The sequence below is a fragment of the Agromyces sp. NPDC057679 genome (assembly GCF_042799635.1).
Lineage (GTDB): Bacteria > Actinomycetota > Actinomycetes > Actinomycetales > Microbacteriaceae > Agromyces.
Genome location: NZ_JBHVIK010000002.1, coordinates 888707 through 902192 on the forward strand (window position 1 = coordinate 888707; position 13486 = coordinate 902192).

Consider the following 13486-nt stretch of genomic DNA (forward strand, 5'->3'; position numbering starts at 1 on the left):
GCAGCGTGCGGATGAACGGATGTTTACGTTCCCTTTATCGGCCATGTTTACGTTGACATTCGCGCGCTCCGGCCCATAGCCTGACGATTCAGGAGCCGGGTCGGCGCCCCCGCACGACGGCGACGGCGCTGCCCACGGCAGAACAGAGAGGTTCGCAGAATGCATCGTCGTCTCCTCAGGGCAGCGGTCGGTCTCACGACCGCCGTGGTCGCGATATCGATCGCGAGTCCCGTGTACGCCGCAACTCCCGAGAGCCCGATCCCGCAGCTCACGGGCCCCGAGCTCGCGGCATCGTGGACGGCGCCGCTCAGCACCGTCGGCCGCTACATCGTCGACGCCGACGGCGACCGGTTCAAGCTCGAGTCCGCCAACTGGGACGGCGCGCAGGGCCATTGGAGCGGCAGCGGCGACAAGAACGACCCGGCCAACCACAACAGCGGCATGAGCTACGACATCCCCATGGGGCTCGACCGGGTGCCCATGGCGACGCTGATGAGCGACTTCCACGGGCTCGGCCTCAACAGCATCCGGCTGTCGTACTCGAACGAGATGCTCGGCATGACGGCGCCGGTGCCCGACGTCGCCGTGGCGGCGAACCCCTCGCTGCAGGGCAAGACCCCGCTGCAGGTCTTCGACGCCGTCGTCGAGGCCCTCACCGCCGACGGCTTCGCGGTGATCCTCAATGACCACACCACGACGTCGCGCTGGTGCTGCGGCACGAACGACGGCAACGAACGGTGGAACAGCAGCCAGACCACCGAGGAGTGGATCAGCGACTGGGTGATGCTCACCGAGCGCTACGAGGACAACCCGCGCGTCGTCGGCATGGACCTCCGCAATGAGGTTCGCCGCGACATCCTGAACGATGCGAACTGGGGTTGGGGCGACGCCCACGACCTCTACCAGGCGTACCAGCGGGCCGGCGTCGCCATCCAGCAGGCGAACCCCGACGTGCTCGTCATCATGGAGGGCATCAACTGGCAGGGCATCCCGCTCGACGGCCTCTTCCACGACCGACCGCACCTGAAGCCCGTCGCGAACCTCTCGAACGCCCTCCCGTATCCTGACAAGCTCGTCTACGCGGCGCACATCTACGCCTACACCGGGCCGAAGCACACGGGCGCCACCGGGCTCGGCGAGACCCACGACCCCCGCTACCGCGATCTCAGCCAGAGCGAGCTCGTGGCCGAGGTGAACCGGGCGGCGGCGTATGTCAACACGGCCGGCCAGCACTACACGGCGCCCGTGTGGTTCAGCGAGTTCGGCATCGGCCACGCCGCCGACACCGGCGCCCTCGACAAGGCGTGGTGGGTGAACTTCACCGACATCCTCGCCGCCAACGACAGCGACTTCGCCGCGTGGCCGCTCGTGGCGCAGGCCGATGCCGCCGGCAACTTCGCCGACGGCTACGCGCTGCTCGCCTACAAGCCCGACGGCACCAAGCTCAGCATCACCGACGACTGGCGCTACCCCCAGTGGGTGAAGCTCGTGAACGCGAACGGCAAGACCGGCCCCGTGGCCGACGTGCCGCGTTGGAACATGATCGGCAGCGGCAGCTTCGTCGACAGCCAGTCGTCGCTGCGGATGCTGCAGGCCGGCGACTGGTCGCCGGGTCAGTGGAAGGGCACGTGCCCCGACAGCCAGCGCCTCCAGGGCATCGCGCGGAGCACCAACCGGGGCCTCTGCACCGACATCGGCGGCATCGCCACCTCGAACCCGCGCGTGCAGAGCGGGCAGGGCAACATCACGAACGACTGGGCCTCGGGCTACGACAAGCTGCAGTGCAACCCCGGCGAGGTCGCGGTCGGCTACAGCCTCGGAACCGGGACCGGCACCAAGGCCGCGATGTGGAAGCTCGTCTGTGCGACGAGCACCACGGCGCTGCCGGCCAGCCAGGGCCGCCTGATCTGGTTCGACCAGGGTGACAACCGCCCCGCGGGCGGCGGATCGACCGCGAGCGACTGGGCCCCCGGCAACTACAAGGGCCAGTGCAAGGACACCGAGTACATCGCCGGTGTTGCGTACACCTACCGCTGGAACCACGGCGGCGTGCCCGACGCGCTGCTCTGCAAGCCGCTCCGCTGATCGGCGGATGACGAAGGGGCCGGGTCGCGACTGCGACCCGGCCCCTGCTCGTTCAGCCGTCAGGCGAGCGGCGCGAGCCGCACCTCCTGCAGCACCGTACCGGCGAGGTCGCGCATCGTGAGCACGAGCTCGTCCGCGGTCGCCTCGCCGTCGATCCAGGATGCCGCCTCGTCGCTGGTCACCTCGAAGTCGGGTCCGCCGCCGATGAGCTGCGCGTACGGGAACTCCTCGGTCGCCGGCATCCAGGTCTGGTAGTGAGTGTGACCCGAGACGACGATCTGGGCGCCCCAGCCGACGAGCGCGTCGTGCCAGGCATCCCGGCTCATCCGGCTGAACCAGTCGTAGCCCTCGTCGTCGTAATCGACCTCGGTCTCGTCGATCCAGCGCAGCGGGATGTGGCAGAAGACGACCCGGTACGGGGCATCCCGGAACTCGGGGCGCGCGGTCACCTCGCGCAGCCACTCCGCCTGCTCGGCGCGCAGCGGCTCGAAGGCGACGCGCCCCTCGAACGTCGGGTGGGCGTCGGGCTTGTCCTCGCCGGTGTGCAGCACGATGCAGGCCACCGGTCCGATGCGGAACGCGGTGAACGGCCGCCCCTCAGGCGTCGCCACGAAGTCCTCGAGCTGGTACGCCCAGGTGCCGCGCACGTCGTGGTTGCCGACGACGATCGAGAGCGGGCGCCCGGCGCTGACGTCGAGACCGGCCGGGTTCAGCACCGTCGAGGTGAACCACGACGGATCCTTCCAGTCGTTGCAGAGGTCGCCGTTCCAGACGAGCACGTCGACCTCGGGGGTCGCCTCGTGGAGTGCGCGCAGGGTGTCGTCACGCTGGTGGGTGTCGTTCCACACGGCGAAGCGCCCACGATCGGATGCCGCGTCGAGGGTGCGCACGGGCTTCCATTCGCTCTCGTGCCGCTCCGCCGGCGCCTCGACCGCCTCGGTGACCGAGCGCACGCGGAGGGCGGTGCCCGCGGGCCATCCGGCGGTGCGCACCCGCAGCACCCGGTCGCCCTGCGGCACCATGCCGAAGGCGTCGGCGGTCGCGGTGCCGCTCGTTCCGTCGGCGGCCTCCCACTCGAGCCATCCGCGACTGAGACGGCTCACGCCCCAGACGACCTCGAACCCGTCGGCGCGCGGCGCCATCACGACGGGCGGGCTCGTCACGAGCGGCTGGGTCATCGAGTGCTCCCGAGGTCGAGGGTGAAGCGGAATCGCAGGTCGTCGTCGAACCACATCGTGAAGTTCGTGCCCCAGACATTGTTGTGCAGGTTGACGTGGACGCCGTCGTTCGGGTCGGGCACCGTGTTGTCGAAGCGATAGAGCGCCGGACGGCCGACCGCGACGAGCGCCGAGTCGAGCGGGCGCAGCGAGAACGACCGCTCGGCGGTGTGCGTCACCTCGGCGACCGCGTGCAGGCTGCGGTTGCCGTTCCGCACGACCTGCTGCGGGTCGACGGGCGAGGCGATCTTCGTGAGACGCCAGTCGCCGGGCTCGGTACGCGGGCGGAAGCCGAGCCAGCCGGCCTCGGGCAGGCGCGAGGCGTCCTTGTCGCGCAGGTCGAGCGTGATCGAGATCGGCCCGGCCGCGGCCGGGAACCGGTAGGCGAGCCGGATGTCACGGGCTCCGCCCCACGCCTCGCACGCCGCCTCGGGCAGGGCGAGCCACAGCGAGATGACGGTCGCGTCGTCGTCGTCGAACCGCTCGGCCGAGACGACCCGCGGCGCGAACGTCGTCGCCGGCAGGGTCTCGGCGATCGCGAGGCCGGGCTTCGCCTGGTCGGGGATCGCCCACATCGCGTGCTGGTCGAGGTCGCGGCAGTACTCCTGCACCCAGCGGGCCTCGTCGCGCTCGTCGAACGTCTCGTAGCGGTAGGCGGCGAGCGGATGCTCCGGGCCCGCCCACTCGGTGCCGTCGGGATCGATCAGGGAGACGAGGGCGCCGTCGGTTCCGAAGCGCACCCGATATGCGCCCGCGACGTGCTCGGCACCGGCATCGATCGGCTCGAACGTCCCCGTGCCCGCGCCGTCGGCGGGACGGGTCTCGGCGATCGCCGCCTCCGCCTCGGCCCGGCGCTCCGGCGCGAGCGCGGCCAGCGCGCGGTCGAGGTGGGCGCGCTGCTCGGCCCACGACGCTTCGAACGCCGAGTAGTGCAGGCCCTGCGGGTTCGGGTGCTCGGTGTACGCCCACGCGTACTGGTCGAACTCGGCGGGGTTTGCCGTCGGGTCGATCACGTCGGCGGCGCGGGCGCGCTGGAAGTCGGCCTTCTCGTAGTTCACGTAGTCGGGCAGGTGGGTCTTCAGGTCCTCGCCCCACGTGTGCTCGGGCACGAGCAGCAGGCCGTCGCTGAACGCATCGCACTCCTCGGTGCCGGGCACGAGGGTGCCGGCGGCCACCCACTCGGCACGGAGCCGCAGCAGGGCGCGCAGCCGCGCCGTCTGCACCGGGTCGCTCGCGACGCCGTGGATCCAGGAGTCGCCGATCTCCTGCTCGAGCACCGGCAGGCTCTCGCGCACCGCGACGACTCCGGCGCTGAACGCCTCGAGCGTCGAGGCGACCACTCGTGCGTCCGGGTACTCCGCCTGGAGCTGGGCGAAGAGCTCCTCGACCTCCTCGACCGGGGGCGGGCCGAAGTTGTCGCCCGTGTGCGCGAGGTGCAGCGCGTCGGTGCCGCCCGGCACCACCGCCACGTCGAGCTCGGTCGCGCCGTAGCTGCGCGCGTAGTTGACGACGACCTCGCTGCCGTCGGGCGCGCGCCAGACGAAGAACTCGGGAACCTCGGGCACCGCCGAGGCCCCGTTGACGCCGAGGTGCAGGTACTCGATGCCGCCGCGGGCGAGGAAGGGCACGAGGCCGATCGTGTGACCGGGGACGTCCGTCATCTTCGCGGCGGTCGTGCGGTGGCCGAAGCGGGCGTCGAGCTTCCTGCCGATCGCGATGGCGTGCTCGACGAGTCCGGCGTCCATGAGCTCGGTGTGCGTGGTCAGGGGCAGGGCGTGCCAGGTGACGTGGCCCGCGCGGATCGCACGTTCGAGCGCCTCGCGCTCGTCGGGGCTGCCGAGGCGGAGCGCCTCGTGGATCAGCCAGGATCCGGTCGTCCAGACGAATCGGGCCGGGCCGCCGCGGCGCTCGAGCTCCTCGGCCAAGGCGATCGCGCGGGGGAGGTACTCGTGCACGTAGCGGTCGGTGACGTTCGCGGCGGTGTCGGTGAAGCCGAGGTCGAGGTGGGTCTTGAAGACGACGTGGACGGTCGAGATCATGCGTGAATCCAAACTGCGGTGTCAGGGGCGAGGGTGGTGAGCGCGGTGAGCGCGGTGAAATCGTGCGGCGTGCTCGTGAGCAGCACCTCGCCTGCGGGCAGCGGCACGGGCTCTGCTCCCGTGTTGATGAGCACGGTCACGTCGGCGTTCGTGAAGGCGAGGACGTCGGCAGCGTATCCCGGCAACCATTCGAGCTCCCCGGCGTCGAGCCCGCGCTCGCGGCGGAGCGCGATCGCGGCCCGGTAGAGGTTGAGCGTCGAGTCGGGATCGGCCTGCTGCCGGTCGCGAGCGAGGCGACCCCAGATCTCGGGCTGCGGCAGCCACGAGGCATCCGTCGTGCCGAAGCCGTACGAGGGCGCCTCGGATTCCCACGGGATGGGCACGCGGCAGCCGTCTCGCCCGTACTGCTCGCCTTCGGTGCGGAAGAAGGTCGGATCCTGCCGTGCGGCATCGGGGATGTCCGTGGCCTCGGGCAGCCCGAGTTCTTCGCCCTGATAGAGGTAGGCCGAACCCGGCAGTGCGAGCATCAGCATCGCCATCGCGCGGGCCCGCGGGATGGACTGGTCGTAGGAGGGGATGCCGGTCGTGCGCGGACCGACGCCGCCGGCGCGCTCGGCGGGGGTGAACATGAGCGTGGTGACCGTTCGGATGCCGTCGTGGTTCGAGGCCACCCAGGCCGTCGGTGCGCCGACCGAACCGAACGCCGTGAGTGCGCCGTCGATGGATGCGCGCAGTGCGGAGGCGTCCCAGAAGTTGAGGACGTCGTTGAAGGCCTGATGCATCTCGTCGTGACGCACCCAGTCGGCGCGCCGTGCGAGCGGCTTGATCCAGGCCTCGGCGGCGAGGATGCGCTCGCCCGGGTACTCGTCGAGGAGTCGTCGCCAGTCGCGGAAGATGTCGTGCACGGCCGCTCGGCCTTCGTACGGCGGCATCTCGTCATCGTCGCCGGGGTGGTAGTCGGGCAGGCCCTCGGCCTTCACGAGGCTGCTCGCGACGTCGACCCGGAACCCGTCGACGCCACGGTCGAGCCAGAAGCGCAGGATGCGGCGGAACTCGTCGTGGACCTCCTCGTTGGTCCAGTCGAAGTCGGGCTGCGACGAGTCGAAGAGGTGCAGGTACCACTGGCCGGGCGTGCCGTCGGGCTCGACGATGCGGGTCCATGCCGGCCCGCCGAAGAAGGACGCCCAGTTGTTGGGCGGCAGTTCGCCGGCCGTGCCGCGGCCGTCACGGAACAGGTACCGGCCGCGCTCGGCGCTGCCGGGCGCGGCGGTGAGCGCCGCCTGGAACCACGGGTGGGCGTCGGACGAGTGGTTGGGCACGATGTCGACGATGACCCGGATGCCTCGGGCGTGAGCCGCTTCGACCATGGCGTCGAAGTCGGTCAGGGTGCCGAAGAGCGGGTCGACGTCGCAGTAGTCGGCGACGTCGTAGCCGGCGTCCTTCTGAGGAGACGTGTAGAACGGCGAGAGCCAGATGGCGTCGATTCCGAGCTCCTGCAGGGCGCCGAGGCGCGCGGTGACGCCGGCGAGGTCACCCATGCCGTCGCCGTTCGCGTCGGCGAAGGAGCGGGGGTAGATCTGGTAGATGACGGCGGTTCGCCACCATTCCGGGTCTGCCAGCACCGTCGATGCGTCGGGCCGCGATACCGGAAGATCACCGGATTCATGGGCAGGAGCGGGGGCTGTCCGTGTGCGTGACGTCATTGTGACCTTCGGATCGAGGGGATTCTGTTTGCGTAAACATCATTCTCGCCTATACTGCGATGGGAACGCAAACATTCACGAAGGAGTGCGTACGCGCATGACGAAGAAGTCGCCCACCCGAGGCGCGGAAGCAGGCCGCAGATGAGCGTGGCCCACGTGCACGCAGAACCACCGGTCGGTGTCTCGACCGAGACGTACGCGTTCTCGACGGCGAAGGCCGCCGAGACGCCCGGCCGCCGCCGGAAGAAGGCCCGCCGCAACTGGTCGGGCTGGTGGTTCGTCGGGCCGTTCATGCTCGTCTTCGCCCTCGTCTTCATCGCGCCGCTCGTCTACGCGATCTACCTGAGCCTCTTCCGCGAGACCCTCATCGGCGGCAACTCCTTCGTCGGGCTCGAGAACTACGCGAAGGCCCTCGTCGACCCGAAGTTCTGGGACGCCATGCTGCGCGTCGCGATCTTCCTCCTGGTGCAGGTGCCGATCATGCTCTGCCTCGCGCTCTTCGCCGCACTCGCCCTCGACAGCGCGCGCCTGCGTTGGGTGCCGTTCTACCGCCTCTCGATCTTCCTGCCGTACGCCGTCCCCGGTGTCGTCGCGGTGATGATCTGGGGCTACATGTACGGCTCGCAGTTCGGTCTCGTCGCCGACATCAACCGGTTCTTCGGCGTCGAGCTGCCCTCCCCGCTGGCCGAGAACCTGATCATGATGTCGATCGGCAACATCGTGACGTGGGAGTTCGTGGGCTACAACATGCTCATCTTCTTCTCCGCGCTGAAGGCCGTGCCGCACGAGCTCTACGAGGCCGCCGAGATCGACGGCGCCGGAGCCTTCCGCACCATCTTCTCGATCAAGCTCCCGTCGATCCGCGGCGCCATCATCATCGCGACGATCTTCTCGGTCATCGGCAGCTTCCAGCTCTTCAACGAGCCCTCCATCCTGCAGACCATCGCGCCGAACTCGATCACCTCGTACTTCACGCCGAACCTCTACGCCTTCAACCTGTCGTTCACGGGCTCGCAGTTCAACTACGCCGCGGCGATCGCCATCGTCTCGGGGATCATCACCATGGTCGTCGCCTACCTCGTGCAGCTCGGCGGCGAGAAGAAGGAGAAGAACGCATGAGCGCCGTCGAATCGGGCGTCCGCTCCGGCCGCGCACCCAGCAGGCTCGCGAGCGGCGCCCTGCCGCCCCGCGCGGTCGTGAAGCGGTCCGCCCGCAACCCCCGGCACAAGCGTGCGTCCATCACGCTCGGCATCCTCATGACGGCGATGCTGCTCTACTGCCTCGTGCCGCTGTGGTGGCTCGTCGTGAACTCGACCAAGACGATGGATTCGCTCTACGACTCCTTCGCCTTCTGGTTCAGCGGCGAGTTCGCCCTCTTCCAGAACATCGCCGAGACGTTCACCTACGCCGACGGAATCTTCCTGCGCTGGCTCGGGAACACCGTGCTGTACGTGGTACTCGGGGCCGGCGGTGCGACCCTGCTCGCGACCCTGGCCGGCTACGGGCTCGCGAAGTACAACTTCCCCGGTCGCAAGTGGGTGTTCGCCGTCATCCTGGGCGCCATGGCCATCCCGGGTTCGGTGCTCGCCGTGCCGCAGTTCCTCCTGTTCAGCAACCTCGGTCTCACCAACACGCCGTGGTCGGTGGTCATCCCCTCGATGGTGAGCGCCTTCGGCCTCTACCTGGTGTGGGTGTACGCCCGCGAGGCGATCCCCGACGAGCTCATGGAGGCCGCCCGCCTCGACGGTGCGGGCGAGATCCGGATCTTCTTCCAGATCTCGCTGCGCCAGCTGGCCCCCGCGCTCATCACGGTGCTGATGTTCGCGGTCGTCGCGACCTGGAACAACTACTTCCTGCCCCTGATCATGCTGAGCGACGAACGCTGGTACCCGCTGCCGGTCGGTCTCGCCCAGTGGTCGGCGCAGGCGAGCGGCGTCGGCACCGACCCCATCCCGAACCTCGTCATCACGGGCTCGCTGCTCACGGTCATCCCGATCTCCGCAGCCTTCCTCTACCTGCAGCGCTACTGGCAGTCGGGCCTGACCGCCGGAAGCGTCAAGTAGCCCGGCCTCGCCGCCTCGGAACCCGCACCACACCCCCGACCTGCACCACAACCCGTACCGAAGACCCACACCAAGAAAGGGAAATCACACTCATGGAACGAATCACCCCTCGCCGATGGGCGCGACTCGGAGCCGTCGTCGGCACCGGTGCGCTGCTCGTCGGAGTGCTCGCTGGCTGCAGTGGCGCAGCGCCGGGCGCCGACAGCGGTTCGACCGACACCGATGCAGCGCTGAAGGAAGACGTCACGCTCACCTGGTGGACCTGGAGCGACAGCACCCAGGAGCAGGCCGACGCCATCTCCAAGGTGTACCCGAACGTCACGTTCGACGTCGTCAAGCTCGAGAACCCCGACGCCGCGGTCACCAAGCTGCAGAACGCCATCAAGGCCGGCAAGGGCGCCCCCGACCTCGTGCCGGTGGAGTACCAGACGCTGCCGCAGCTCGCCCTCGGCGACGCGCTCGCCGACCTGACCCCCTACGGCCTCGGCGACTACGCCGACTCGTTCACCGCATCGACGTGGAACGCCGTCAACGTGCAGGACCAGCTCGTCGGCCTGCCGCTCGACTCCGGCCCCATGGTCATGATCTACAACAAGGATCTCTACGACAAGGCCGGCATCACCGAGGCACCCGCCACGTGGGACGAGTTCGCGGCGGCCTCCGCCGCGATCCACGCCTACGACCCCGAGGCCTACATCGCGAACAGCGGCGACGCGGGCTTCTTCACAAGCATGATCTGGGCATCGGGCGGTCAGCCCTTCAAGACCGAAGGTGAGAACATCACCATCGACCTGCAGGACGAGGGCACCAAGAAGTTCGCGGACTTCTGGAACGAGCGCCTTCACGCCGGCGAGCTCTCCGGCGTTCCGACCTGGTCGGACGAGTGGTCGAAGGCCCTCACGCAGGACAAGCTGGGCACCCTCATGATGGGCTCCTGGATGATCAGCGGCATGAACGACTACGGCACGCTCGGCAAGTGGCGCGTCGCGCAGATCCCCTCGTGGGACGGCCAGCCCGCCTCGGCGGAGAACGGCGGCAGCGCGCTCGCCGTCAGCTCGCAGAGCGAGAACAAGGCCGCGGCAGCCGGCATCCTCAAGTACCTCGCCGAGGGCGAAGGACGCGAGATGGTCAACGCGAACGGCTTCCCGTCGACGGTCGCCGACCTCGAGAACCCCGAGTTCTTGGACTTCCCGTTCGATTCCTACGCCGGCCAGCCCGCCAACCAGCAGGGCGCGCTCTCGTCGGAGTCGGTCATCGAGGGATGGCAGTACCTGCCCTACCAGGGCTACGCCAACAACGTCTTCACCGACTCGGTCGGCAAGGCGCTCGGCTCGGACGGCGACCTGAACGCCGCGCTCGTCGAGTGGCAGGACACCCTCGTCGAGTTCGGCAACGAGCAGGGCTTCAGCGTCAACAAGTAGCAGCACACGCAACACTCCGCGGGGCAGTCGCCGTCACGGCGGCTGCCCCGCGGTCCGTTTCTCGACACAGGATCAGCGAATGCCCACTTTCTCCATCGGTGACACCGACTTCCTCCTCGACGGCTCGCCGTTCCGCGTGCTCTCCGGCGCGCTGCACTACTTCCGGGTGCACCCCGACCAGTGGAGCGATCGCATCCGCAAGGCCCGGCTCATGGGCCTGAACACCATCGAGACGTACGTGCCCTGGAACGAGCACTCCCCGACGCGCGGCGAGTTCCGAACCTCGGGCGACCTCGACCTGGCGCGATTCCTCGACCTGGTCCACGCCGAGGGCATGCACGCGATCGTGCGCCCCGGCCCCTACATCTGCGCCGAATGGCACGACGGCGGGCTGCCCTCGTGGCTCGTCTCCGACCAGTCGATCGTGCTCCGATCGCACGACGCCGCGTACCTCGAAGCCGTCGGCGAATACCTCGACGCGGTCTACGAGATCGTGCGGCCTCGTCAGATCCAGCACGGCGGACCGGTGATCCTCGTGCAGATCGAGAACGAGTACGGCGCGTACGGCGCCGACAAGGACTACCTCCGCCGGCTCACCGAGCTGACGCGCGAGCACGGCATCGACGTGCCGCTGACCACCGTCGACCAGCCGATCGACGAGATGCTCGAGCACGGCAGCCTCGACGAGCTGCACCGCACCGGCTCGTTCGGTTCACGCGCCGCCGAGCGACTCGCGACGCTGCGCCGCGTCCAGCCGACCGGCCCCCTCATGTGCTCCGAGTTCTGGTGCGGCTGGTTCGACAGCTGGGGCGAGATCCACCACGTCACCTCGGCCGAGGACTCCGCACGCGAGCTCGACGAGATGCTCGCGGCGGGGGCATCCGTCAACATCTACATGTTCCACGGCGGCACGAACTTCGGATTCACGTCCGGTGCGAACGACAAGGGCACCTACCGGTCGATCGCGACGTCGTACGACTACGACGCCCCGCTCGCCGAGGACGGCACGCCGACCGAGAAGTTCTGGCGGTTCCGCGAGGTCATCGCGAAGTACGCTCCGGTGCCCGCCGAGGTGCCGGCCGAGCGAACGGATGCCCCGGTGCTCGAGGTCGACCTCGACCGGAACGCGTCGCTCTGGCAGATGCCGATCATCGCCGCGCAGCGGTTCGACCACCTGCCGGTCGGGGCCGAGTTCGGCTCGACCCGCGGTTTCATGTGCTACTCGACGCGCATCGAGCACGGCGGACTGCTCAGCTTCGGCGAGGTGCGCGACCGGGCCCAGGTGTTCCTCGACGGTGCGCTCGTCGGCGTGCTCGATCGTGAGCTCCACGAACGGGTGCTGCCGCTGCCCGACGGCGACGGCGGCGAGCTCACGGTGCTCGTCGAGAACCTCGGGGGAGTGAACTACGGCTCGCGCCTCGGCGAGGCGAAGGGGCTCATCGCCCCCGCGACGCTCGACGGGGTGCCGCTCACCGAGTGGACGGCGGGTGCGGTCATGCTCGACGACCTCGATCCCATCCGCGAGGTGCTCGCGGCCGGGCCGCGCATCGAGACGGGCGAGAGCGGCGAGGCCGGCTCGGCCGGGGCCGTGCCGCTGTCGGGACCGATCTTCGCCATCGGGGTCTTCACGCTCGACGAGCCGACCGACCTCCACATCGAGCTGCCGGGCTGGAACACCGGGATCGTCCGGGTCAACGGCGTCAACCTCGGCCGCTACCGCAGCCGCGGCCCGCAGCGCACGCACTACGTGCCCGCGCCGGTCGTGCGTGCCGGCGAGAACGAGATCCTCGTGTTCGAGACCGTCGGTGCGACCGCCGCCGCCGTGCGCTTCGCCGCCCGGCCCGACCTCGGTCCCACCGAGGCGTGACGGCCCCCACGCAGCGCCGCCCGGCGCGATCGGCGCTACGCGCCGCGCGCCGGCCCGGTGCTGTCCCGCTCCACGAGGTGGGTCGGGATCAGCTTGTTCGCCGGGGCGGGCTCACCGTCGATCATCGAGATGAGCACGGTCGTCGCCCGCTGGCCGACCTCGTCGAAGTTCTGGTGGACGGTCGTCAGCGAGGGCCAGTACGCGGCGGCGTCGTCGGTGTCGTCGAAGCCGACGACGCTGATGAAGTCGGGCACCGACCAGCCCTGCTCGTGGAAGGCGTGCAGGAGGCCGAGCGCCATCTGGTCGTTGGCCGCGAACACGGCGGTCGGCGGATGCTCGGACGCGGTGATCTCGCGGCCGAGCGCGAGACCTGCGGCCGCGGTCCAGTTGCCGATGAGCACCGGACGGGGCGTGAGGCCCGCCGCCTCCATCGTTCGGCGGTAGGTGTCGGCGCGTCGGCGGGCCGAGAAGGAGCTCGCCGGCCCCGAGACGTGCAGGATGTCGCGGTGGCCGAGCCCGAGCAGGTGCTCGGTGGCGAGGCGCGCGCCCTGCTCCTGGTCGGTGTCGACGATCGTGTACGGCTGGGTCGCGTCGGAGTCGACGATCACGAGCGGCAGGCCCGCGGTCAGCTTGAGCTCGTCGGGCGAGCCGATCTCGGCCGACATGATGAGGATGATGCCGTCGACGGCCTGCTCCTCGAGCCGGCCGAACGCGCCGGCGACCTCGAGCTGCGTCGGGTCGGCGACCGGGATCAGCGTGGTCGTGTACCCGGCGGCCGCGGCCGACTCGGCGACCGCGTCGAGCGTGCGCTCGTTGCCGAGCGTCTCGAGGTTGAAGGTCACGACGCCGATGCTGCGGAAACGGCCCGACTTCAGGTTGCGGGCCGCGCTGTTCGGGCGGTAGCCGAGCTCCTGCATGGAGGCGAGCACGCGGTCGCGCGTGGCCGGTCGCACGTTGCTCTGCCCGTTCGCGACCCGCGAGACCGTCTGGGCCGAGACGCCGGCGTGCACGGCGACGTCGTTGATCGAAGCGCGTGCCCGCGGCGCCGCGCTTCCGGACAGAATGTTCGATTCAACCGTCATGGTGACGTA

The 13486-nt window shown here is 69.5% G+C and carries 9 protein-coding genes; 5 read left to right on the top strand and 4 right to left on the bottom strand.

The window, feature by feature from the left end:
• The first annotated feature begins 159 nt into the window (after positions 1-159).
• Complete coding sequence (locus ACFVAJ_RS10960) at positions 160-2085, top strand: glycoside hydrolase family 5 protein (RefSeq protein ID WP_376944008.1); 1926 nt, start codon at positions 160-162, stop codon at positions 2083-2085.
• A 59-nt stretch (positions 2086-2144) separates the two neighbouring features.
• On the opposite strand, the gene ACFVAJ_RS10965 is transcribed toward ACFVAJ_RS10960, so the two are convergent.
• The 3 genes from ACFVAJ_RS10965 to ACFVAJ_RS10975 are packed head-to-tail and all read right to left on the bottom strand — an operon-like array spanning position 2145 to position 7044.
• The gene (locus ACFVAJ_RS10965; RefSeq protein ID WP_376944010.1) at positions 2145-3263 is read right to left on the bottom strand and encodes a metallophosphoesterase family protein; all 1119 of its coding nucleotides are present in this window, start codon (positions 3261-3263) and stop codon (positions 2145-2147) included.
• Positions 3260-5341: a DUF5054 domain-containing protein gene (locus ACFVAJ_RS10970; RefSeq protein ID WP_376944012.1), complete on the bottom strand. Its 2082-nt coding sequence runs from the start codon at positions 5339-5341 to the stop codon at positions 3260-3262. Before ACFVAJ_RS10970 ends, ACFVAJ_RS10965 begins: the two co-directional genes overlap by 4 nt.
• Positions 5338-7044, bottom strand: coding sequence for an alpha-amylase family glycosyl hydrolase (locus ACFVAJ_RS10975; RefSeq protein WP_376944014.1), 1707 nt, complete (start codon positions 7042-7044; stop codon positions 5338-5340). Before ACFVAJ_RS10975 ends, ACFVAJ_RS10970 begins: the two co-directional genes overlap by 4 nt.
• 141 nt (positions 7045-7185) lie before the next feature.
• On the opposite strand from ACFVAJ_RS10975, the gene ACFVAJ_RS10980 reads away from it, so the two are divergent.
• The 4 genes from ACFVAJ_RS10980 to ACFVAJ_RS10995 all read left to right on the top strand — a co-directional run bounded on the left by ACFVAJ_RS10980 (position 7186) and on the right by ACFVAJ_RS10995 (position 12395).
• Complete coding sequence (locus ACFVAJ_RS10980) at positions 7186-8163, top strand: carbohydrate ABC transporter permease (RefSeq protein ID WP_376944016.1); 978 nt, start codon at positions 7186-7188, stop codon at positions 8161-8163.
• Positions 8160-9107, top strand: coding sequence for a carbohydrate ABC transporter permease (locus tag ACFVAJ_RS10985; RefSeq protein WP_376944018.1), 948 nt, complete (start codon positions 8160-8162; stop codon positions 9105-9107). Before ACFVAJ_RS10980 ends, ACFVAJ_RS10985 begins: the two co-directional genes overlap by 4 nt.
• Before the next feature lie 92 nt (positions 9108-9199).
• Positions 9200-10528 carry an ABC transporter substrate-binding protein gene (locus ACFVAJ_RS10990; RefSeq protein WP_376944020.1) on the top strand — a complete coding sequence of 443 codons (1329 nt, stop codon included), beginning with the start codon at positions 9200-9202 and terminating at the stop codon, positions 10526-10528.
• A gap of 79 nt (positions 10529-10607) precedes the next feature.
• Positions 10608-12395: a beta-galactosidase family protein gene (locus ACFVAJ_RS10995; protein WP_376944021.1), complete on the top strand. Its 1788-nt coding sequence runs from the start codon at positions 10608-10610 to the stop codon at positions 12393-12395.
• Positions 12396-12430: 35 nt separating this feature from the next.
• Here ACFVAJ_RS10995 and ACFVAJ_RS11000 read toward each other — a convergent pair whose 3' ends face one another.
• Positions 12431-13477: a LacI family DNA-binding transcriptional regulator gene (locus ACFVAJ_RS11000; protein WP_376944023.1), complete on the bottom strand. Its 1047-nt coding sequence runs from the start codon at positions 13475-13477 to the stop codon at positions 12431-12433.
• Positions 13478-13486 lie beyond the last annotated feature (9 nt).

Bases quoted from the DNA above. Each gene is read 5' to 3' on its own strand.
- ACFVAJ_RS10960 (WP_376944008.1), top strand. From the start codon at position 160: ATGCATCGTCGTCTCCTCAGGGCAGCGGTCGGTCTCACGACCGCCGTG.
- ACFVAJ_RS10965 (WP_376944010.1), bottom strand. From the start codon at position 3,263: ATGACCCAGCCGCTCGTGACGAGCCCGCCCGTCGTGATGGCGCCGCGC.
- ACFVAJ_RS10970 (WP_376944012.1), bottom strand. From the start codon at position 5,341: ATGATCTCGACCGTCCACGTCGTCTTCAAGACCCACCTCGACCTCGGC.
- ACFVAJ_RS10975 (WP_376944014.1), bottom strand. From the start codon at position 7,044: ATGACGTCACGCACACGGACAGCCCCCGCTCCTGCCCATGAATCCGGT.
- ACFVAJ_RS10980 (WP_376944016.1), top strand. From the start codon at position 7,186: ATGAGCGTGGCCCACGTGCACGCAGAACCACCGGTCGGTGTCTCGACC.
- ACFVAJ_RS10985 (WP_376944018.1), top strand. From the start codon at position 8,160: ATGAGCGCCGTCGAATCGGGCGTCCGCTCCGGCCGCGCACCCAGCAGG.
- ACFVAJ_RS10990 (WP_376944020.1), top strand. From the start codon at position 9,200: ATGGAACGAATCACCCCTCGCCGATGGGCGCGACTCGGAGCCGTCGTC.
- ACFVAJ_RS10995 (WP_376944021.1), top strand. From the start codon at position 10,608: ATGCCCACTTTCTCCATCGGTGACACCGACTTCCTCCTCGACGGCTCG.
- ACFVAJ_RS11000 (WP_376944023.1), bottom strand. From the start codon at position 13,477: ATGACGGTTGAATCGAACATTCTGTCCGGAAGCGCGGCGCCGCGGGCA.